Below are 23382 nucleotides of genomic sequence, written 5' to 3'. Positions count from 1 at the left end.
CTTTATTTTTGTCCTCCTCCCGCCAGGGAATGATTTACATTACTACATTGTCGCATAATTCTCTCCATAAGTACCGACATAAAATTTTCCTAAAACAACAAAAAACACTGCCATTGAAAATGGCAGCAGACAGTAAGGGGAGAGTTATATGGTTATTTACGATGCATTAAAGAAATGTATATATGAAGGTGAAATTAAACAATCTAGGCCTGAATTTGAAGGATTGCGGAATAGAATTGGAGAACTAACCGACGGTTATGGAGAAAGGCTCATATTCTATTGGAGACAACTGGAGTCTATTCAATTCAACTGGAACGAACAATTATGCATACTGTCAATTGAACCCCTTAGAAGCAAAACAGCATTGTGATTCCTTGCGTGTATACATCTTGGGAGAGGTCCTTTCCTTTCTCATGAATTTTACAAGGATATTATACTCGTCCACTTCCGGGCAGGCAATACCGTCAACTATGGGTAAATTATGGGTATCAAAATCAATTGATAATTACACATACCTACTATAGCTGTGGATTTCCGAAAAATATAATTCCAATATTATAACTTAGGAATCTTGTCCACACCAAATAATTACTAATTCATATAATTTAAAGAAACTAGAAGTTTTATTAGAAACTAACTAAAATCTCCTAGTGTTAGAAAGTTAAAGGATGTGAAAAATAATGTATTTAATTGAACTTGCTAAATGGAATATCAAGCAAGGGATACCAAATAAACCTTATACAGCTGCAGATTATCTAATGGCGGATACCAATATTCAAGGAATAAATAATGCTATTCAATTTGCTTATAACAATGGATATAACGGTGTTTTAATGCCTAAAGGGCAATATGCTTTATGCTATCCAAGAGAAATAAAAATGGTTAGTAACATGACATTTGATTTAAATGGATCTACCTTAAAAGTCATTTATGATTCTGATCGAAAATCCCCTTTTGACAATAGGACAACCACTGATTATTACAATTTTACAGGTAATAGTATTGTATTTGAAAATGTAATGCATGCTCACCTAATTAATGGAACAATTATTGGATGCAGGGATGATAGAAGTTTTTTGAATGTAACTGCTGAAAGAAGAGTGGAAAACAGCTATGGAGTGGTATTCCGAAAAAGCACAAAATACAGTTCTATAAACAATTGTATCGTTAGAGACTATATGGGAGATAATATAACCTTTACCAGTTCTGCAATTAGAGAATTAGCAGAATTTAATATGAATCTAACTTTAAATTCTCTAGACTATTCAACTGGGCAATTAATTTCTTCTACAAATTCTTTAACAACAGGCTTTATAAATATACCTACTGATGCTGTCTTTTCCTCCTTTCTTATAGCAGGCGCTGGTTTTACACGGTTGACCGCTTTAATAAATAAAGACGTCGATGTTTTTTTCTACAAACCAGACAACTCCTATATTGGGGTTCTTAAAAAGAGAAAAATTTATACCGATATTTCAATTCCACTAAATGCTGCGAAAATGAGAATGGTCTTTTCAGGCGAGACAAATCCATCTAAAAATCTACAAATAACACTAAAGTTTGGCTTAATTCCTCACCATAACGTTGTTGAATATAATGAGGTCTACAATGGACATAGAGGGGGGATTTCACTTGGGGGTAGCTATAATGTCGTTCAGCATAATGTTATTAGAGACAATGGGAAAGGAAGTAATAGCTTCTTGGATGGAAAGCCAATCTTTAGCGATCCCACAAGATATGCAATAAATCAAGAAGACTCATATGGTGATAACTGTGTTATTAAGAATAATCTGATATATGGCAGTAATCATGGAATATTAGCCGGTTGCTATTCAATACAGATTGAGAATAATCACATATATAATATAGATTCAATTGGGATTAATCTTTATAGCTTGCTAAGTGCAAATATAAGAGGAAACATCATTTATAATTGTGCTACAAGTATAGGCCTAATGACTTCTAACTTTGGAAATTCTTATGTAAATATTACAGAGAATAGCATAACAGGTGGGAATCTGTCTTTTAGTGCCAACAATTCTTATCAAATAAATGTATCAGATAATAATTTTGTAGACGTTACCAACATTCATATGGGAACCAGTAATATAAACAATACTTTTAGAAATAATCGTATTAAATATGCAACTATTAGCGGAACACCTGCTATTACAGCTAGCAAAATAGAAAATTGTATTCTTGATTCAACGTCTGTAAGAGATTTAACTTTAAAGGTTTATAAACAAATTGGATGTACTTTTAACAATTTAAAGATTACTATTCAAACTCTAAATGGTACGACTAAGAGCGAAAAGGTATCGATTGAAAATTGCGATTTCTATAACAGTACGTTAATTAACCTTATCTTGAGTACAAAAGATAGGCAATTATTTATAACTAAATCCCGTTTTACAGACACGATAATTAAAGCTGGAAATATAAACACTTCAGGCTTTACTGCAACAATTTTATTGGAGGAATGTGAACTAATTGCTAATACCATAAGTTATCTTTTTGCAACAGACTTTAATCAACCCAGCGGTTTAATTAAACTTGAAAGATGCACTATTGAGATTGCTAATTCTAATTTCTCTCACCTAATACATCACGAAAAAACTGTCATAAGGGATGTCTTTACATTTTTCGTTAAACAAAGTGATTTAAAATATACTGGAAACACTCCACTTAACCTGATTTATTACAATAGCATTAACCCTATGATACAATTCATTTCATCGGATAATACGTTTACAAAAATAAACTTACCAAGTGAAGACACGGGCACATTTGTTGGTTATGACATTGATGACACCTACAAAATCAACCTAACTTTACAAGATAACGGTGATGGGTATAATGCTTCTATCAACCATAATCTTAATACCTTAGAACCTTATATTTTATGCATTTCACCTACGTCTCAAATCATTCACCCATTGATAACTATATTAGATAAAAATTCTATCAGCATAAAGGATACACAAAATACTAATTTGATTGTTACAGTAAAAAAAATATAAAAGCGCTCCCCCACACCTGCAATGTTACTAGAAGGTTGAGCAGGGGCCTAATTGGGTTACCTGCTCATTTAATAACTTCGTCCAATAGTATCTCCACTTCTGCCATTCTATTCTCTAATGCAAAAAACTCTCTACGCTGCTTTGCTTGCTCTTTATAATAATCCAAATTAATAGGTTTTCTTAAAACTTCTTTTATGGCCCGTATCAAACCTTCTTCGGTATTTTCACATATGTATCCACACTCATGTGAACCAAATATTTCCTGCATCCCGGAACAATCTGTAGTAATTACAGGTTTTCCAAGAACTATGGCCTCAATTGCAACTGTGCTTAAACCTTCCGCATAAGAAGAACAAATCAGACAATCCGCTGCTTTTATATATGGGTATGGATTGGCTTTTTGTCCTAAAAAATCAATTTCCTGCTCTAAATGATATTGTTTTACCATTGCTTGTAACTGATCTAGATTTTCTCCATCACCAATCATCCATAAACAAAATGAATAGCCCTCTTGTTTACATTGTGCCAAAGCAGAAATCAGACGTTCATATCCCTTTACTGGAATCAAGCGCCCTACTGTAACAAATTGCATTACATCCTGGCGCTTAATATGTTCTTTTTTTGCCTTTGTAGTAATCCATTCATCTTGGATTGGATTATAAACGCAACGCGGCTCAGAATTAGGAAAGATTACATTAAATGATTGACACACAGCTTCGGATACACCGATTATCTGACTAAAGGATTGATAGATTCTCTTGCTTTCATCCAATTGGCTAATAGTTAAATTCTGATACAACCGATGTTGATTCGTATGTAACCAGGCTATTTTATAACTATTTTGAGAAGAGAAACTAACAAATTCTGTCGGCCAACCTTCATAAAATGCCACTTCCACATCGTACTCATCTTTTATTAAATAACGGTACATTCTATGCTTTGGCATATGTGCATACAAATAATTAAAAAGACGATATCGCAATACATTTGTATTGTCAATTAGATACTTATATTTAACATGTGGTTGAAAGCCTTCATCAAATTCAAAACAATAATTCGTATATACGCTTTTCTTAAACAGAGCAATAACTGTTATTTCATATTTTTCTGGATTTAAGTTATTTACAAGGTCAATTAGAACTTTCTCAGCTCCTCCGACTACCATTGACTCAATAAAAAAAGCCACTTTCTTTTTCAAATCATCACATCCTTCCTAATCGCATTCTTTTTCAAGTGCAAAACAACACTATAGACTCTCAAACCATAGTCCCTTAAAAAAATATCATTTGGAATATAAGAACCTTAATAACTAAAAATAAAAAAAGACAAAATGCTCAGACAATTCGCCGTTTTATATCTCTTTAATTTTGTTTAGAGTTGTAATTTGTGTATAGTTCTTTATTAATCAACCTGCATTTCTTATTTTTTTATTTAGATTCATTTTTATTTGTAGCGAACCAAAAACTTTTTTCATAATCACCAAAAGATACCTAAATTCCTCGGTCTTATAAAAAATTGTAATATAAATTATATTAGGGACAATTAAACAAACTAACCCACTTAATCCTATATATAATAAGTTGTTTGAAGGAATAAAACTGCAAATCATTCTTGTAACTATAAAAGCGGCTAAACCAACAACTACATAATAAGTGTAGTTTATGAAATATTTTATTAATGGTTCCTTAAATACCTTTTTATATACAAAATAAGGTGTAGTCCAGAAAGGAACTGCTAATGCACTTATGAGTGTCCCTAAGAAAACTCCAGATATCCCCATATATTTCACCAATACAATAGAAAAAACCAGATTAATACCGGCCTGAAATAACGGCGCATACCTATCTTCATAAAAAATTCCTGCTGTAGTTTTGATAGTTGTAATCGAATTTCTCATACCACGTTCATAAAAACAAATCACTAATATTGCCAAAACACTATGGCTCATTAAAAACTTTGGTCCTAACCATAATGAAATAAATGGCTCTAGTAAGATCGCCAAAACAATGGTTAAAAATGAATAAAGCCAAAAATTTAGGAATCTATATACCTTATACAAATTATAGACCCTATCTTTAGTTTCCTTTGCAACTAGATTTCCAACACTATGATATATATTATTAAAAACCTGATTAATAAAAGTCCTACAAATTTCAATTAACATATTATAGTTTGAATATAATCCAACAGCGGCAACACTAACAAATGACGAAATAATGATATTATCGGTTCCAAATACAAGATAGGTCCCAATATTTTGTAATACTATGGCTTTAATATTTTTTATTATACTTATTGTTGTTTCATTATCTAACTTATCCGATGTCTTATTTCTTAGAAAAGGATATTTCCTATTTGCAATAATGGATATTATTATAGAATTTATTATTGTAATAATACTGTCAATTATTAAGTATAGAATATAATTTCTGGTGAACTGTAAAATACCAATTTTTATACAGACAGAAATGATCGACGAAATTGAATATATGCCAGTCACTAAATAACCTTTTTGACAAACATTTAGAAAAGAATTTTTATGTATGTAAAAGTAAGGTGCAACTGTGTTTAGTAAAAAAATAAGATAGATCAAATGAATATTTTCCACATTAGAACCTTTTACAAAAAAATCCAAAAAGGGCATTATAGATAATCCTAGTAACAAAATTACAAGAGCGATAATCATATATGCCTTTTTATATAATTTCATCAATACGTTTATTTTATTTTGATCATTTTCAGCCACTGGCTTGTATAAACTATACATTATACTAGAGCCAATACCAGCTTCAGCCAAAGACAACATCGCTAGAATATTAGTTAGAAGGCCATTTATACCAAGGTATTCAATCCCTAGAGTGTTTATAAATACAGTCCTTGAAATGAAGCTCAATATTGTAATAATAAGTTGATTGCCTAATCCAACAGAAATATTAATTAAAGAACTTTTTACTCTCATAGTTTCTCCAATATTCCAAATTATTTTATTCGATTTACTTAATAACGATTAGAACAAAAGGGAAATGGAACTTTTAAGATTTATTCAAAATAAGCCTTTTACATTTAACTAGTATAATTGCTGAGAGAAATGTAAACAAATTAATCCCCAAATATTCCGATGCTTGTTTTATTCCAATATTTCTTTTTACAAAGCTATAATATAAACTGTAATTCGCAAACTTACCAAAAAGATTTGGTTTATAAAATTTAATTTGTTGATTAATATAACAAGCAGTTCCTTTTGGATTTTTTGCAAATATCTCATCTATATTTTGAGTTAATCCATCATTTAAATAATTGCAAATATATATTGTTTTATTAAACCATCTAATATTGAAACCATCGTTGGCCATTCGATCCCATACCGTAGCCTCCGAAATAAACTTTTCTCCCTCAAACTCATCAAACTTATAGTTTTTAAGAATATCTGTATAAAATACCTCAGCCTTATCTCCAGTAATATTAAATTTATTTCGCTCTAGTGAGGTTGCATCAATATATTCACCCTCAAAAGTTGTCCCTAAGAAGTCATTTATGCTTTTTCCTCTGTTCCCAGAAACTCCACAAAATAATTTTTTATCTGGAAGTGTTTTCTCCCATCTAACAATACTTTCGAGAGCATCTTCGGTAAGATAATCGTCCGAATCAACAATAAAAAACAATTCCCCATTTGCCTGGTCTGTTGCCATGTTTATTGCTCGGTGCTTACCTCCATTTGGAACCTTTTTATATCTAATAGGAAAAGAATTTTTTTCATTCACCCATTTTTCAATTAAATCTTCAGTGCTATCTTTAGAACCATCATCAATTACCAACCATTCAAAATCTGTAAATGTTTGTTGTTGTAATGACTGATATAGTTTTTCTAAAAGATATCCCCTGTTATAGGTTGGTGTAAACACCGTTATTTTCATTGGACTATCCCCCATCTGCAGCATTATACAATATTTTGTCTATTAACCTTTTTAGTTTTACTATTTTCTAATGAATTTTGGAGATATCGATTCATACATCTAATACTAAACCCTTGAGTAAAAGGTAAAATATTAAATAAACTTGAGTAAACACCTATATCTTTGGTATCTCCCTGTGAAAAGTCAATAGATCCGTTTCGTCTTGTTACACTCATTAAGTAATTAATGGCTTTATTCGCACTATCATTGCATTTATCTGAAATACTATCTATGGCCGATGCATTTAACAAAAACCATGCTAAAGTTGATGTTGTAGAGGAATCTGGTCTACATTCAGATCTAGTTACAGTCCAATTCCAACTACCATTTTTTTGTTGGAATCTAATGGCAGCTTGTGCGAATTTTTCAATGCTATAATCTAAAGTCAATTTATATTTATGCTTATTTGGCAATTCTGACCAGGCATCAATAAGTCCAATAGCGTACCAACCAAGCCCTCTCCCCCAACCATATAAACCTAGCGGGATTTTATTTTCAATATTGTAAGAATGGCATGGTATATACATATCATCTAACATACCATGTTTTTCATAAGTTTTAATTTGTTTAACTGCCAGTTCAATACACTCTTCTTTATGGTATTTTAGACCATACGATATTAGAAATGGACAAATAAAACCAATTGTATCAACATATCTATAACTTTTCATTGACTTTCTGTATTGTACTGTACCATCTTGACCAATATGTTCTTGAATTAGCTCCCAAGTGGAATCTAATGCCTTTTTGTATTTATCTATATCAATAAAATTAATTTTCATTATTGAGTAAGCCAATATCGCTCCGTCTACTTTCTCAGGTTTAATCTTCCAATCACCATTACTATCAAACTTTCGATCCAAAAAACCCTGAAGTTCATTTTTCACTTTTGGATCATCGTTATATTTTAGATATTCAGCAAGTCCTAATATTAAGGAAGCCTCCTGCCAATGCTGGATTGCGCTTTTTGAGTAATTCCTTTTTAACATATCAATTACAATCAACCTTGTATTATCTGTCACTTTGATTTTGGGTGTATTTCCAATCCATATTGCTCCTCTTTCGATTATTGTCTTGTTCCAAATTAATTTATCGTGAAAATTCCCAATCCTAATTCTCGATATCCAATCTTTAAAAATAGGTACTAAGTCTATAATCACAATTACTAAAGCAAGGAAAAGTAAGATGAAAGTCAAACCTTGTAAGACCATATAAATATCCTTTCGTAAGAAATTTTTATGCTATTTTACATAACCTATGGAAGTCTTTAATTCCTCTAACATTTTATTGCACTTATCATTTGTAATATTTCCACCTATTGTCCAATTGTTATCATAGACATTAGAAGTCTCCATATTTTTTTTGTGTTTATTTATATAATCTTTTGTTTTTGCAATAAATCTTGCAGGGTTCCCTGCAACAATACATCCTTCAGGTACAACCTATGTTACAACGCTTCCTGCAGCAACAATTGCTCCTTTCCCTATGGTAACTCCCGGCATTATTAAAGCTCTTGCCCCGATGAATACATTATCCTCAATTTTTATTTTTGCTATTTTGGTATAATCTAGATACCGCTTTGTACTTGCATCATGGGCAAGTAGATATGCTTGTGGGGCAAAAGTAACATTATCTCCGATTTCTATTAACCAACAATGAGCATAATCAATAGTACTACCAGCCAGACCATGACAATTTTCCCCAACCTTCATACCTCTTTCTATACATGCCTGCCACAGTTAATTCTTCAGGAGACTTTTTCCCCAACCTGATCATTATAGAATTTAATATTCGATTAATCATTTTCTCCTCCTCAAAAAAATCATAATTTCTTCATTCTTTTGAATTTTACACTCTATTCGTAATTTTTCTTTATATTATTTCATTTCTCACCCACTAAAGATCCCATACAACTTGTTTATCTCTTCCTCAGTCCCTAATTTCGTTTGAGCGAGGTTATTAATTAATTTTTTTATTAAATCATCATTTCGAATTAATTTTTCAATATTTTCAGTTATTGAATTCGAATTCATTTCTGCTATCAAGCCATCAATTCCATTATTGATTTGGTCTTTGGCTGTACTAAAATTGGTAACAATAATCGGTTTATTTAATATTTTAGCTTCATCAATCGCAATAGATTTACCTTCAAACTTAGATGTCTGGACGTAAAAATGAGCTTGCTTTATATAGGGATATGGGTTAGATTTCAAACCTAATAATTTAAAATGATTTTCTAAATTATTTGCTTTTATAAGCTTTGTTAAATTTTCGCGTTCTTCTCCTTCTCCAATGATATTCCATCTAATTTTGTATCCTTTATCTATAAGCTTCTTGCAAGATTCAATTGCTAATTCAAATCCTTTTTGATAATGGAGCCTACCAATTGATAAAATTATAATTTCGTCCTTTTTGATGTTATAAACATTATTACTTCCTTGAGCGGCCATTTTTTTTATCATTGAGGGAGATACTATATTATAGATAGTATCAACCTTATTTTTTTCACTTGGGAATCTAGCTTTGAAAATGTTTGCACATTCCTCTGAAACAGTAACGATTTTATCTATTTTTTTAAAATAGTTAATATCAAACTTAGGGTCCATTCCTAACTTATCATAATCAATATGAACCCAGCCTACTTTCTTTGAGGCTTTTACTTTATCAACACAAAAATAGGTCGATGTTTTCTCTAAAAATCCAATCGCAACGTCATATTTTTTTTCTAAATTTTCAAAGGGAGTAGATAAATGCTTCCATGTGTATTGTTCTCTTGTAGAAACATCTTTTGAATATTTATTTTTCAAAGTAAAAATAACCCTATTATACGCAATATCGAGTTTTCCTCTTATTAAAAGTTCCTTAATCGACTTAAAAAATGATAAAGAAAATAGTTTGTATGTTTCAGGTAGGGGTAAAACCTTAACCTCTTTTGGTATGAATTCCATAAAAAGACCTTCATGATTCAACATAAAAAGATCTACATTATATTGACTATAATCCAAGTGGTGCAGTAAATTGATTAAACTTTTTTCCCCACCACCGGCTGATAAGCTTGGTATTATGAATAGTAACTTTTTTTTCTCCATCATTAAACCTCGATTTACCTTATTAGTTCTATTAAATAATCTACTGCTTTATATGACATTTTTTTAATATTTGGAGTGGCATTTTGTAGTTGTTGTCTTATGTTTGCCTCATCTCTTACCATTTCATCAAAACTAGCTATTAACTTATTAATATCCGAAATATCTTCAATACCTAAAACCAATTTTTCCTCTCCAAATAAGTCTTTAGAAATGCCCTTTGACTTTATACTATAGCCTAATACCATTGTCGGAACATTATTGGAATAAGCAGCAATTGTCGCATGGGTTCTAGCTCCAATAAAAAATCTCATCCTACCAATATAGCCTTTATATTGAATCGCATTTAAATTATCCGGTAAGATGAGAACTCTTCCTGTGTGTTTGTATTCTTCATAATATTTATTTAGTATTTCAAAATCGTTATTTCCATGGTCTATAACATGAGGAGTAAGGGCTATGGTCATATCTGTATTTGCTAAAATATGATTGATAAGTTCTCCTACCGCCTCTTGGGATTTCTTATTCCTTTTCCATACAAGCGGGCTAAAATTTAACCCAACAGTATTTCCTTCTTGCCATCCTATAGGTAATTCTAACTCTTCCTTTTCCATCGTGAAGGCTGGATCGGCAACTAATCTGATATTATTTAGACCCCTGCTTTTTAGTAAGTTATAAGTAAGTGTTTCTCGAGCTAGAATTAAATCAAATAATTTTAGATCTTCGATTTTTCTTTCTGACAAGTCTTCCTCCCCAATCGAACAACCCCACAAAACAAGCTTTTTCCCCTGTGATTTAACTTTTCTATCTATCTCATACAACCATGGCTGCTCTCCATAACAATAATTATCACCGCCAATGGACAGACAAATCTCTGCATCCTTTATACGTTTAATAATGTTTTTGTGAATTTTACTAAATGCATACGATTCATTATTTAAAAATTTCACATTTAAAGAAGATATTAACCAATCATATGAAAACTTTTTTATTTGTGAATCAGAACCATTAAAAATCTTATCTAGTTTGGGGATTATTTTATCTGTTTCTGGTCTGCTAGAAACTAAGTATACTTGAGCTTTGTTCACTTTTTCCTTTATGATATTAGTAGATGAGCGAACAATCGCTTCACATCCTCTATTTAAACTGCCTCCATGAGCAAACATCATTACTTTCATCCTTCTTCTCCTCCAATACAACTATTACGAAATCGACTGTATGCTGTTGCACAGTATAGGCCCAAAATTGACCTTCTTTCAATCATACTAATCACTATTTTTTCATACCTTCCGAATTTAGGTAACATTTCCATTTTATACCTAGGAAGTGCTTCTCTAACAAACTGATTGTTAATCATATTTTTTATGTATTGATATCTTTTAATAAAGCTCAATTCTTTGGTTGGTTTAAAATAAATATAAAGATAGGCCATAACGCAATCCATTAGTTTTATAGATTGCAGTTTCTTAATTGTTTGTAAATCCATATTTGTAACAAATTCTTCTGGCAACATTCTATTGTAAACTTCTATGGCTTGGCTGAAGTAATCTTTTTTAGCTATATTTCTTGTTGCGCTTCCCTCAACTTCTCTATAATGATACCCGGCATAATCTATAAATCTTACTGCCTTCGCAAAACTGAAACACTGCATATTAAATAGTCCATCTTCGCCTAACGCTAAATTCTGTGGAAAGAAGGCATGCGCATGTGTTATTAGATCTCTTTTATAAATCTTTGTGCAAACTGTATTCAAATCATCTTTTTTAAGAAAATAAGGAATAAGAGTTTGTTGAACATATTCAGCATTCAAATTAATATTTTTTGGAAAATGATAATTGCTAATGACATGATGTCCTTCCATCTTACTTTGAAAATTGGATATAACTATGTCGCAATTTCCTTGTATCGCCAAATCATACAATACTTTATACATTTCATTTTCAACAAAATCGTCAGCATCTACAAAACCAATATAATCTCCGACAGCTGCATTAAGTCCCGCATTTCTCGCAGCACTTACCCCTTGATTTTCTTGATTAAATAACTTGATCCGATTATCTGATTTTTTATATTCGTTTATAATAGCTACACTGTTATCAGAAGAACCATCGTTTATAAATATAAACTCACATGCCTCTAGTTTCTGGTTTATGAGTGATTCGATACAATGAGCAATATATTTCTCTGCATTATAAACTGGAACGATAATACTTACATTAATACCCATTACCAAATCACTCCTTTCTTAACCCACAATTTTGTAAAGCTTTTCTAATTCATAATTATTGCTAAAATCTCTTTCTTTAATATTACGAATGAATGAGTTTCTTAGCTCTTCGCTATGGTAAAATCCTTCTATTCCATTTACTATTCCATCTACACTCAAATCACAAATAATACCTTCTACACTATTTTCAATTTGACTACTTGCTGTTGGATAGCTGGTAATAAGAATGGGTTTTCCAAGTATCTTAGCTTCTGAAACGGTTACTGCCTTTCCTTCATACCTGGATGGCTGCACATATAAGTCACAATCTTTTATATATGGATATGGATTTGTCTGTTTTCCTAAAAGAATAAAGCTATCTTCTAAGTTATTTTTTGCAATTAATTCTTTCAAATCAGTTTCAAAGCCTCCATGCCCAATCACATGCCATTTAATATTCGTTAGACCTTTATCATGTAACATTCTCAGAGCACTAATTGCTAAATCAAAACCCTTTACATAGGATAATCTCCCAACAGAAACAATGTTAAAGGATTGATCCTTATTATTATTAAAAATTTTTATTTCTTCTGCCATTTTCTTAATAAAGCTTGGTGATGTTAAATTTTCTATAACTATCACTTTTTCTTCTAAAGAAGGATAGGTTGATAGGAATGATGCCGCACATGCATCAGAAACAGATGCAATAGCGTCAAATTTATTCCATACATTTAGGTCTAATCTATTATCAATTTCTAATTTACTATAGTCTGTATGAATCCATGCAATCTTTTTTTTAGCATTAACTTTGTTGGCTATAATGTCATGCGGCCAGGCATAACTTATAGCTACATCGTATTTTTTATCTATTTTAGGTATAAAATAAGAAGAATATTTTAATGAAAGCTGCATTTGAATATAGCCTGCGCCTTCTGTTAAATTCCTAGCTTTTGATTTTATGGCCGCAACATATTTAGCTATTATTCTCATAAGGGCTAAAGAGTAATGTCCCTCTTTCAAACATTGGATAACAGGTTTTCGGAATACGGTAAATTTTTTAACTTCAGGTAAAATATTTACTCTTTTCGGTATTAATTTCATAAAGTCACCAACATGATGGAAGATTAATAAATCTACATTGTATTTCTCATAATCGAAACTTTCTAACATGTTAATTAGGCTTCTTTCAATTCCACCTATTTCCATATTATAAACTGAAATTAAAATATTTTTTTTCATATCTTCCTCACATTAAGCTTTCATATTTTCTAAGTTTTTAATTTTAACTACTTTATTTGTTCGATTTAATGAAAGAGAAATGTTCTCTCTTTTGCTAAAAAATAATGTGTTTGCCGGTACAGTTCCTTTTACAACACTCCCAGCTCCAATTACTACATTATCCCCTATGTGTGTATCTCTTAAGATAACTACATTGGAACCGATCCATACATTGTCACCAATGGAAACCTCTCCTCTTAACAGATGGTCACCACCACTTTTTTTATAATTATGATCATGGTCATTAATACATACATTCGGAGCAATTTTTGTATTTTTTCCAATTGATATTCGTTTGACACAGTTTATATTACAATTATCATTTATGAATACATTCTCACCAATATTTAGTTCTCCATTAAAATCAATTCGGATGCTTGCGTTTTTTCTAATAAACACAAATTTTCCGATATTTATGATAGAACTTTTATTAAAAATCTCTATTCTGCTGTTTGCTTGTAATGAGAAAATGGATGATTTTATATTTCTGAAATAAATAATCTTATAAAAAAATCCCCTTAATACTCCTATTAAATGGGATAAATTCATAATAAATGTTAAATAAATTCCTCGGTTTTTACATTCAGAAACAAGGGCAGTAATTATCTTCTTAAGTACCATGGGAAATTCTCCTTAAGGAATAAATTTCAGCGATTAATTTTCCTTAACCTCGCAATATTATTTCCGCCAATTATTTTAGACAGATATAATTTTATTTGACCCTTTATTTTTGCCCTCAGTGGCAGCCAGCTTTTATAAAAGTGGTGCATCGCATAAGTATTCTCCGAGATAAAATTCCTGCAATTAATATAATCATATGGAGAAAAAAAGGTTTGAGGATAAAAGACACCAAGTCCTTTAATCTCTTGGTATTGACCATTTGGTTCCAAACCAACACTTTTTAAAATCTTTGTAATAACTGCTACATTGGTTAAATCATTATGAGTACCATCTGCTAGTATATATTCCTTATTTTTATATGATTCTAAAAATAACCTTATCAAGTTATTTCCTTTTGCAGCCCCAATTGTGCTAGTAGCTATAAAATTCTCTTGTTCAAACCCCCAAAATGAATCATGATGCAATAGATTGTCAAATGGTTTAAAAACTTCGACATCAGTATCTAAGTAAATTCCCCCAAAGTTATACAAAACAAATACTCTTACATAATCGCTTACGAAAGCAAACTTTCCAGATTTATATGCCTCTTTCACATAGGTATTTGAATTTATATCAAAGTTGGTTTCATTCCATTCTAAAATTTCATAATCTATTAAATTATTTTTCCAGCTTTCAATACATTTTCTGACTAATTCCGGTTTTTCTTTTCCTCCAAACCAACAGAAATGAATGATTTTAGGTATTTTATACATATAATTACCTCAATTTTTTTTAGAAACTTCATTTATTTTGTTTCCAAATTTTGATTCTGCCACTTGATAAACTCTATCAATGTTTTATATTCTTGTTTTTCAATTCCTGATTTTTTTAATTCATTTATAATTTCAATCCATTCTTTATCTTGTTGCTGTTGACCTTCATCAGTTGCTTCTGTTTTAAGTAGTAACTTCAGATCAACATTTAAAACATGGGCAATTTTTTTAACAACCTGGATTGAGGGATTTTGGTTTAGATTTCGCTCAATATTACTTAGGTAGGACTTTGAGATACTGGCACGTTCTGCAAGCTCTGATAATGTAAGACCTTTTTTCATACGGATTTCATATATATTTCTTCCTATCATTAGCAACTACCCCGTTTTATCTTCTAAGATTTTCTTCTGTATTAATACGTATCTTCATTTCATTTCGGATAGACAACATATTATTAATAGAATTAATAATTCTATTTTGGTCTTCTTCAGTCAAATTTGATCCAGAAGGTAGACATAGCCCATTATAAAAAAGACTCTCAGCGATATTCTCATTCTCACTGTGAGGATAATATTTAACACCTTTGAAAACCGGCTGGAGATGAAGTGGCTTCCATACTGGGCGAGCTTCAATATTCTCTTCTGCAAGGTTTTTTATCAAGTCTCCAACTGAAACACCTGCTTCTTCCTCGTTTACTGTAATAGCTGTCAGCCAACGATTAGAAAAAGTATTCTCTAATTCGGGCATGAAGTGAATTCCTTGAAGATGGGCTAATTCATGATAATATCGTTTAAAAACATTTCTTCTTGCTTCCACTCGTTCAGGTAATACCTCTAATTGAGCTCTTCCGACACCTGCTAAGATGTTACTCATTCGATAATTAAATCCGATATAGCTGTGCTGGTAATGAGGTGCAGGATCTCGGGCTTGAGTAGCCAAAAAGCGAGCTTTTTTTAATGCCGCATCGTCGTTTGAAACTAACATGCCTCCCCCTGAAGTAGTGATAATTTTGTTGCCATTAAAAGAATAGATTCCAAATTCCCCATATGTTCCACTTGCCTTACCTTTATATGTCGAACCAAGAGACTCTGCTGCATCTTCAATGATAGGAACATCGTAATGATTACATATAGAAACAATTTCATCCATTTTTGCACTTTGCCCATATAAGTTCACAACAATGACTGCTTTTGGGAGTTTTCCTTCATATGAAGCATCTATAAATGCCTTTTCTAAAGCAAGAGGAGACATATTCCATGTTTCTGGTTCCGAGTCAATAAAAACTGGTTCTGCACCTTGATAAATAATTGGGTTAGCACTAGCAACAAACGTTAAGCTTGAACAAAATACTTTGTCACCTTTTTGTACGTCCAATAAAGAAAGAGCCAAATGAATTGCTGCAGTTCCTGAACTAACGGCAACAGCTTCATTGGCTCCAACATATTCGGCTATTTCTTTTTCAAAGGCATCAACATTTGGTCCAAGTGGCGCAATCCAGTTAGTATCAAATGCTTCCTTTATATACTTAAACTCATTCCCACTCATATGGGGTGATGAAAGGTAAATTCTCTTTTTAAGTGTTGTATTTAACAATTAGTTCACCTCCGCACTCATTTGATTAACTTTTTTAACCCTTGCAGGTATACCAACAGCTGTAGAATAAGATGGAATATCCGTAATAACGGTTGCACCTGCACCGATAATACTCCAATTTCCAATCATCATATTGGGGATAATCGTTGATCCGGCACCAACATGTACTCCTTCAGCTATATGTACATTTCCGGTTAAGATGACACCTGGAGAAATGTGTGCAAAATCTCCAACAATACTATCATGCTCGATAATGGAACTTGTATTTATAATAGTATGATTGCCAATTATAGTATCGGAATTAAGTACTGAGTTAGGCATGATAACGGTCCCATGACCTATCTTTGCACTAGGACTGACCACAGCAGAACGGTGAATCAAGGTAGGAAAATATTCATCGGAAAGATTTAGTCTCTTAGCAATGGATTGGCGAATCTTATTATCTCCGATCGCTATAACGAACCTAACATCAATAAAGTAATCAAGTAATCTTTTAGCTGATGAAATAGGACCACAATAAGTATTGTCTATAAGACTTACATTGTCGTATTTGTCATCTAAGTATCCCACTATTTTATTTCCTTGATTAGATAAAATTGTATCGGATACCACATTACTGTGACCTCCACGGCCAACCACTACAATTTTCATCCATGTCCCCTTCCTATTGTCGAATTTGATCCTTTAAAACTTTCCATCGTGACTTGGCCCGGTTGGTTTATTCCTTCGGAAACAGCTACCTTATAGACTGTTAAAAATAATATTTTCATATCAAGTAGGAAGGATCGATTATTTACATACCAGACATCTAATTCAAATTTTTCTTCCCAAGTTATTGCATTGCGTCCATTTATTTGTGCCCATCCGGTAATACCAGGTTTTACTTGATGACGCTTAGATTGTTCCTTTGTATATAGGGGAAGATACTCCATTAATAAAGGTCTGGGACCTACTAAACTTATGTCACCTTTTATTACATTCAATAGTTGTGGATATTCATCCAAACTATATTTTCTAAGGAATTTCCCAAATGGAGTAATCCTTAGATAATCTGGAAGTACTTTTCCATTACTATCTCTTTGATTTGTCATTGAACGAAGTTTGTAAAGGTAAAAGGGCTTTGCATTCAATCCGGGACGCAGCTGTTTAAATATGATTGGAGATCCTAGCTTTAATTTAACCAAGAATGCAAACATCAGGAATACTGGGAAAAGACAAATAAATATAACCAATGAAACTATTAAATCAAATGATCGCTTCATAACTAGCCATCCCCTGCTATTTTTCTCTAATAAATAATTTATCTTTTTTCTGACACTACTTGCTGTTTTATTTCTTCGATTAATTCTATAAGATTAATATTTTCGGATGTTTGACCCTTTAAGTAGATATTTATTAGTAATTCCTGAAATTTCTGTTGTGTTAACGTTTCCGATATTTTCACTGTTCAAACCTCACTTAAAGATAAAAATCCTCTTAAATAATAAAGGCCCCTATAAATTTATATAATTACTTTTATAAATGATATTAAGTGATAATACATTCTCATAATAAAAGTAAATTAAGTAACAACCTAAAAGCCCATAATAAATTAATTTCCTATCACTTTTAGAAAATAATTTAATAATCCATGAGGTTAATATAAGGTTATAAAGGCCAAAGTATATATTAAATCTTGCAAATATCCAGTTTTGTGAAGAGATGACCATAAATACTAATCCTAGCGTAGTCAAATTAACAATATAATCACTTTTAGGCCATAATTCTCTTAGTCTCTCTTTTCCAAAATAGGAAATAATCAAAGGGGCACCAGTTACAGCTACTCGCATTGAACTCGCTCCACCTTCGGAAAAATTACTATAGTGACCGTACTGGGTATCTTCAAGTGCACTAAATAACAGTGTTGAGAACTGATTAAACCCCGCTGCAATTAAAACAGCTAAACCTAAAAGGGTAAAAGTTACCTTTGTCCATGCCTCCCTTCTTACAACGAAATAAATTGGAATAAAAATTAATGCTGTTTGGTGTATTGTTGATCCTAATAAAACAACAATCATAAACATCTTCCAATTACCATTTAGGATAAATCTTGTTGCGGCAAAAACAATGGCTGCAGCTAAGAATTGTCTAATTCCATTCATTGAAACTGTATACATCCCAGCTGCTATATAAGCAAATAAACTTAATTCAATCATTCTAGAGTATTTAAATAATACTTGTACTATCAATACATTTGTAAATAATGCTACAGTAAAAATTAATAATTGAGGATCATGAGAAATTTTTTGCAAAAGGGCTTGCAAAATATTAAATCCAAAATCACCTTTATAATTTATATTTTGTAGAGTGTAATCATTAATTTTGTAACTATACATATAAAAAAATGTGTCACCAATATTATTTCTAAGACCTGAAACGAGGACCAAAGAGATAATTGAGATAAAGATAAGTAGTTTATTTGGCTTAATGTATGGAGCATTAATGGCTAAAGGACTGGAAAAATATCTTGCAAAAAAAGAAGAAAAATATACGACAATAAGATTAATCCATAAGATCTCCATAGGCTTAATCCTTTCGTTAAAAATAATTCATTACTCTAACTACTTTTTAGAACCGTGGTTTTTCCAGTTTTTAATATATAAAAATATAAAGCAATTCCAAATGGTGTCGCGAGAAGTGTGGTAAATTTATTCGGTGACTCAAACAAAAATTTTGCATTTCTTAACATCAAATTAGTTGATACGTAATGGATGGATTCTCTAAATCTTTCTCTGAATGAAGGAGCATACCTCATTGCTACTTTTCTAAAAAAGGAAAAACTTTTTGGATTTTTTTTATACTGATTGATGATATTCATACTTGATCCATCTGGTAAATATTCCACAAAACAAAGGATTTCATTCAAAATAAGCAATGAATATTCTTGATCAATAAGAATGTATTTATAGCTTAGAGGACAGTATTTCTCACCTGGAAAGATAGGATATGGCGGTGTCTTTCGTGTTACTTCAGACCGGTAGACTAGCTTTTTATCACCCTTTACTTGTTGCTTGGCATATAAATTTGATAAAGTTGATTTGTTTAAATTCTCCGGCATTTTTGTGCCAATTACGCTACCATCAGGACTGGCATCTAGGCCAACTATTCCTGCACACCTTTCACTTCCAAATCTCTTCCAAAAATCAGTGATTTTTTCAACTGCATCATCAGGCATATAATCATCGGAGTCAATACATACATTAAGCTCTGTATCAACGAGTTCATATGCTGTATTATGTGCACCATGCATACCAAGGTTTTCTTGATAATGGTAACGGATTGGAACAATATTCTCTGTAATCCATCTTTTAACTAATTCTTTAGTATTGTCTGTAGAACCGTCGTCAATAATCAACCATATAAAATCTTTACTTGTTTGCCTTTTTAGACTTTCATAACATAAATGAAGCGTGTATGCTCGATTAAAGGTAGGAGTAAATACTGTAAGTATCGGTGTCATTTGATTCACCTCCATATATCTCTAATTATCTTGCTTCAAATGAATAATAATCCGTATAATAATTTGATAGCCATTTAGCCATCGTTATAGAATCATAACCACTTTCCTTCAACTTTTCTGAAGTATTAGCATGTTCGTATGTAGAGCTTAGAATTTGTTTTGTCCAATATTCCGGGGACTTATCTAGACTGATGTATTCTACTCTTCCTGTAACATCACTTTCAAAAGTAATTGCATCTGATACAACACATTTTAGGCCTGCAGCCTGTGCTTCAATTAAGACTACTGGTAACCCTTCAAATAAAGAAGGAAAAAGAAATAAATCCATTGCTTGCATTAATTTTGAAATATCGCTTCTAACTCCTAACAATTTAACACGGGAGGATAAACCTAGGTTCAAAATCTTCTTTTCAATTGTTGGTCTTAAATGCCCATCCCCAACCAAAAGCAATATAACATCCTGGCGTTGTTGAAGAATAGCTTTAAAAATTTCTATAAGAAATTCGTGGTTTTTTTGTTTATTGAATCTTCCAATATGACCAATTACCAATTCATTCCCAACACCAAGTTCTTTTCTAATATTGTTTCTAGTCGTTTCGTTATATTTAAACTCACTGACATTTACTGCATTGTTAAGAACCTTCATTTTTTTTGAATTCGCAATATCATTTCCAAAGAGCCATTGCCCTGCCTTTTTCGAACAAGCAAAGTAATTGGTTGGGTTATTCTTCATAGTTAACCTAGCATATAAACGGAATGGGAGTTTTATATCAATTTCCAAATCACTTAAATGAGAATGGGCGATTCGACAAGGAATTCTTACCTTCTTAGCTGCTCTTAAAACGAAGCTGCTATTTTCGTTAATATGAGAATGAACCACTTTATATTCCATATGTTCTTTAAAGAACTCATCAAGAAGCCTAAAATACAAGCGATAATTACCTGGTTTAATTTGCGGCATTCGGTAGATCTTACCGCCTAGCTCCAATATCTCTTTATCGTAGTGACCTTCTTCAGCGCGATGTACCATAAAATCAAATTGGACTTTTTTTCTATCCATTTGTCGATAGTAATTCATTAACATTGTTTCAAGACCTCCACGATTCATAATCGTGACCACCTGAAGAATTCTAATAGGTTTCAAGCATCTTACCCCTATCTAATGATTTTTCTAAGAAATTCAATACAAACCAATATAAAATAAAACCCTGCAGCAAAGCGAACTTTTGCAAAAAAATAAAACACTCTCCAAACAAACGAAAATTTAGATAAATCTAATTGTTTAAATGATTGTCTTATTCGTTTTTCTTTTAAGTACATTTGTATCCTTCTAATCTTCATAATGGAGGATGATAAATTGTCCTTACTAATTGTATTTAATCCAAGACCGAGTGTATTGAGACAAATGCGATTATTTAGAGCTAAAAAGTAATCATTGTTCAACTTTTTATCCTTTAAAAAATTTTCAATATACGTAAAAAGGTACATCCATTGGTCCATTAATTTTGGTTTGTACCCCGATGTAACTGATGTACTATTTGCACGCCAATAATGATAATAAGGGCAATTTAAAAATAAAAAAGATTTTGCATAGTAAGCTGCTTCAATATTAAATAATGTATCTTCATTGGTACCAATTTTATTAAGGTCCATAAATTCAATGTTATTTTCCATTATTATTTCTGCACGGTACAACTTTGACCAAACAGTTCCCCATGCATCCAGAAATTCCGGATTTGCAATTTCTTCATTTATTGGACCAATTAATCTCCTCAAAAAATTTATTTTTACTTCTTCATTTTGATAACGAACCATATTGGGAAGATTAAAATCTTTTATTTTTGAATGATTTTCAAATTCACGGATGTATGAGCACATGACAATATCGACATTTTCACTTGTTGCATTCTTGTACATTTCCTCATACATTTCTGGATTCACCCAATCATCAGGGTCAACAAAGCCAATATATTCACCGGTTGCAAAGCAAATCCCCTCATTTCTAGCAGAGGAAACACCACCATTTTGCTTATTAATGATTTTAATTCTCGAATCCCTTATTTCATATTTTCTTAGGATTTTTAAGCTTAAATCATTTGATCCATCATTAACGGCAATAATCTCTATTTCTTGTAAAGTTTGGACTAATAAACTATCTAAACATCTACTCAAATACTTTTCAACATTATATATAGGAACGATTATGCTTACTTTTGGTCTCATTTGCGTCCTCCACCATATAAATTGAGTAGATTTCTTTTAACTCCGTTATAACTTTGGATAATGAATATGTTTTCATTTTATTCGTTCCTGCTAAACCAAATTTTTTACATAGTTCTTTAGATTTATAAACATCTAAGATTTTCAAGGAAAAATTTTTAGAATCATCAGTACATAAAACATACCCATTTTTATCATTTTCAACTAATTCCGAGTGCCCTCTATTTATAGTTGCTATGACTGGCAAGCCACAAGACATTGCCTCCATAATATTTACTGGAAGTCCCTCTCTCAGACTAGATGCAACGGCTAGATCACTCATCTTTAGAAGGTTTTCAATATCATTTCTAAATCCAAGAAAATGAATCATGTCATCAACCTTTAATGATCGTGCAATTTCTATGCAATTATTTAAAAGAGGCCCCTCACCTGCTAATAAAAGCCTTGCATTTGGCACCTCGTCTCTTATAAGAGCTAAAGATTCAATTAACAATTTCTGGTTTTTATTTTTATTAAATTCCGCTGCATAAAACATTAAAAAATCATTTGGCTTATAGCCCAATGATTCTCTTAACTGATTTTTTTGTGACTCTTCTACTGGTTTAAAAATTTCAGTATTCACTCCAACACCATGTACTTGTTTAATTGATTTTGCCTTAAATCTGTGACTTTTAGCCAAAAGATAATCTTCTTGATTGATCGTAATGAGGCAATCTGTGAAGGATGACAAAACTTTTTCTATCGGATAATAAAGAAGCCAGTTTAGCAATGGTGCTCCATTACAGAAATGAAAGCCATGTGCTGTATAGATGACCTTTGTTCCATGCTTTCTTGTTATCCTTGCAGCTAACCTGGTAAGGACTCCGCCCATAGGGGTATGGCAGTGAATAATACTATATTGGTGATCCTCGATAATTTTTTTTAGCTCATGATAAGCTCTTAAATTCATTTTATGAAAAGGTGATCTTTGAACGGGAATAGTAAATTTCTTATCTACATATGGAAGCTTCATTTCACCAGATGCTGCAACATGTACTTCCCATCCCTGTTCTTTAAACCATTTTAAATATGGTAAATGAAAAGCTTTAAAGTGATAATCCACCGTTGCACAGAAAAGAACCCTCTTTTGCATTTTCTCTTCCACCCTTTTTTAT

The 23382-nt window shown here is 31.7% G+C and carries 22 protein-coding genes; 1 reads left to right on the top strand and 21 read right to left on the bottom strand.

What is annotated here, in order from left to right:
- Nucleotides 1-680: 680 nt before the first annotated feature.
- A complete protein-coding gene (locus ACE198_RS23465) occupies nucleotides 681-3020 on the top strand; it encodes a right-handed parallel beta-helix repeat-containing protein (RefSeq protein WP_375377239.1) in 2340 nt (779 codons plus the stop codon).
- A 64-nt stretch (nucleotides 3021-3084) separates the two neighbouring features.
- Here ACE198_RS23465 and ACE198_RS23460 read toward each other — a convergent pair whose 3' ends face one another.
- The 21 genes from ACE198_RS23460 to ACE198_RS23365 all read right to left on the bottom strand — a co-directional run bounded on the left by ACE198_RS23460 (nucleotide 3085) and on the right by ACE198_RS23365 (nucleotide 23360).
- The gene (locus ACE198_RS23460) at nucleotides 3085-4218 is read right to left on the bottom strand and encodes a glycosyltransferase (RefSeq protein ID WP_375377238.1); all 1134 of its coding nucleotides are present in this window, start codon (nucleotides 4216-4218) and stop codon (nucleotides 3085-3087) included.
- Nucleotides 4219-4425: 207 nt separating this feature from the next.
- On the bottom strand, nucleotides 4426-5979 hold the full coding sequence (locus tag ACE198_RS23455) for a lipopolysaccharide biosynthesis protein (protein WP_375377237.1): 1554 nt from the start codon (nucleotides 5977-5979) through the stop codon (nucleotides 4426-4428).
- Between the two features lie 73 nt (nucleotides 5980-6052).
- Nucleotides 6053-6934 (bottom strand): glycosyltransferase family 2 protein, encoded by an 882-nt coding sequence (locus tag ACE198_RS23450; RefSeq protein ID WP_375377236.1) that lies wholly within the window; start codon nucleotides 6932-6934, stop codon nucleotides 6053-6055.
- 23 nt (nucleotides 6935-6957) lie between these two features.
- The gene (locus ACE198_RS23445) at nucleotides 6958-8184 is read right to left on the bottom strand and encodes a glycoside hydrolase family 88 protein (RefSeq protein WP_375377235.1); all 1227 of its coding nucleotides are present in this window, start codon (nucleotides 8182-8184) and stop codon (nucleotides 6958-6960) included.
- A gap of 231 nt (nucleotides 8185-8415) precedes the next feature.
- On the bottom strand, nucleotides 8416-8685 hold the full coding sequence (locus ACE198_RS23440; protein ID WP_375377234.1) for an acyltransferase: 270 nt from the start codon (nucleotides 8683-8685) through the stop codon (nucleotides 8416-8418).
- 177 nt (nucleotides 8686-8862) lie between these two features.
- Complete coding sequence (locus ACE198_RS23435) at nucleotides 8863-10062, bottom strand: glycosyltransferase (RefSeq protein ID WP_375377233.1); 1200 nt, start codon at nucleotides 10060-10062, stop codon at nucleotides 8863-8865.
- Between the two features lie 14 nt (nucleotides 10063-10076).
- On the bottom strand, nucleotides 10077-11237 hold the full coding sequence (locus ACE198_RS23430; protein WP_375377232.1) for a polysaccharide pyruvyl transferase family protein: 1161 nt from the start codon (nucleotides 11235-11237) through the stop codon (nucleotides 10077-10079).
- A complete protein-coding gene (locus ACE198_RS23425) occupies nucleotides 11234-12286 on the bottom strand; it encodes a glycosyltransferase (protein WP_375377231.1) in 1053 nt (350 codons plus the stop codon). Before ACE198_RS23425 ends, ACE198_RS23430 begins: the two co-directional genes overlap by 4 nt.
- Nucleotides 12287-12304: 18 nt before the next feature.
- A complete protein-coding gene (locus tag ACE198_RS23420) occupies nucleotides 12305-13504 on the bottom strand; it encodes a glycosyltransferase (protein WP_375377230.1) in 1200 nt (399 codons plus the stop codon).
- Nucleotides 13505-13516: 12 nt separating this feature from the next.
- Nucleotides 13517-14164 carry an acyltransferase gene (locus tag ACE198_RS23415; RefSeq protein ID WP_375377229.1) on the bottom strand — a complete coding sequence of 216 codons (648 nt, stop codon included), beginning with the start codon at nucleotides 14162-14164 and terminating at the stop codon, nucleotides 13517-13519.
- 26 nt (nucleotides 14165-14190) lie between these two features.
- On the bottom strand, nucleotides 14191-14916 hold the full coding sequence (locus ACE198_RS23410) for a glycosyltransferase family 32 protein (RefSeq protein WP_375377228.1): 726 nt from the start codon (nucleotides 14914-14916) through the stop codon (nucleotides 14191-14193).
- Between the two features lie 32 nt (nucleotides 14917-14948).
- Nucleotides 14949-15287, bottom strand: a complete 339-nt coding sequence (locus tag ACE198_RS23405; RefSeq protein WP_375377227.1) for a helix-turn-helix domain-containing protein — start codon at nucleotides 15285-15287, stop codon at nucleotides 14949-14951.
- Nucleotides 15288-15303: 16 nt separating this feature from the next.
- Nucleotides 15304-16461 carry a DegT/DnrJ/EryC1/StrS family aminotransferase gene (locus ACE198_RS23400; protein WP_375377242.1) on the bottom strand — a complete coding sequence of 386 codons (1158 nt, stop codon included), beginning with the start codon at nucleotides 16459-16461 and terminating at the stop codon, nucleotides 15304-15306.
- Nucleotides 16462-16509: 48 nt separating this feature from the next.
- The gene (locus tag ACE198_RS23395; RefSeq protein WP_375377226.1) at nucleotides 16510-17160 is read right to left on the bottom strand and encodes an acetyltransferase; all 651 of its coding nucleotides are present in this window, start codon (nucleotides 17158-17160) and stop codon (nucleotides 16510-16512) included.
- Nucleotides 17157-17771, bottom strand: a complete 615-nt coding sequence (locus ACE198_RS23390; RefSeq protein WP_375377225.1) for a sugar transferase — start codon at nucleotides 17769-17771, stop codon at nucleotides 17157-17159. The genes ACE198_RS23395 and ACE198_RS23390 overlap by 4 nt, the downstream gene beginning before the upstream one ends.
- A 38-nt stretch (nucleotides 17772-17809) precedes the next feature.
- On the bottom strand, nucleotides 17810-17953 hold the full coding sequence (locus ACE198_RS28045) for a YwzD family small protein (protein WP_483870639.1): 144 nt from the start codon (nucleotides 17951-17953) through the stop codon (nucleotides 17810-17812).
- Between the two features lie 49 nt (nucleotides 17954-18002).
- Nucleotides 18003-19070, bottom strand: a complete 1068-nt coding sequence (locus ACE198_RS23385; protein ID WP_375377224.1) for an EpsG family protein — start codon at nucleotides 19068-19070, stop codon at nucleotides 18003-18005.
- Between the two features lie 35 nt (nucleotides 19071-19105).
- Nucleotides 19106-20008, bottom strand: a complete 903-nt coding sequence (locus tag ACE198_RS23380; protein ID WP_375377223.1) for a glycosyltransferase family 2 protein — start codon at nucleotides 20006-20008, stop codon at nucleotides 19106-19108.
- A gap of 25 nt (nucleotides 20009-20033) precedes the next feature.
- Nucleotides 20034-21116 carry a glycosyltransferase family 1 protein gene (locus ACE198_RS23375; protein ID WP_375377241.1) on the bottom strand — a complete coding sequence of 361 codons (1083 nt, stop codon included), beginning with the start codon at nucleotides 21114-21116 and terminating at the stop codon, nucleotides 20034-20036.
- A gap of 47 nt (nucleotides 21117-21163) precedes the next feature.
- Nucleotides 21164-22231, bottom strand: coding sequence for a glycosyltransferase (locus ACE198_RS23370; protein ID WP_375377222.1), 1068 nt, complete (start codon nucleotides 22229-22231; stop codon nucleotides 21164-21166).
- Nucleotides 22194-23360 (bottom strand): glycosyltransferase family 4 protein, encoded by a 1167-nt coding sequence (locus tag ACE198_RS23365; RefSeq protein ID WP_375377240.1) that lies wholly within the window; start codon nucleotides 23358-23360, stop codon nucleotides 22194-22196. Before ACE198_RS23365 ends, ACE198_RS23370 begins: the two co-directional genes overlap by 38 nt.
- Nucleotides 23361-23382: the final 22 nt, after the last annotated feature.

Source organism: Neobacillus sp. KR4-4 (assembly GCF_042136325.1).
In the GTDB taxonomy this organism is placed as follows: Bacteria; Bacillota; Bacilli; order Bacillales; family Cytobacillaceae; genus Neobacillus.
The sequence above is the reverse complement of the archived record's forward strand: the minus strand, read 5'-3'. Positions and strand labels throughout refer to the sequence as shown.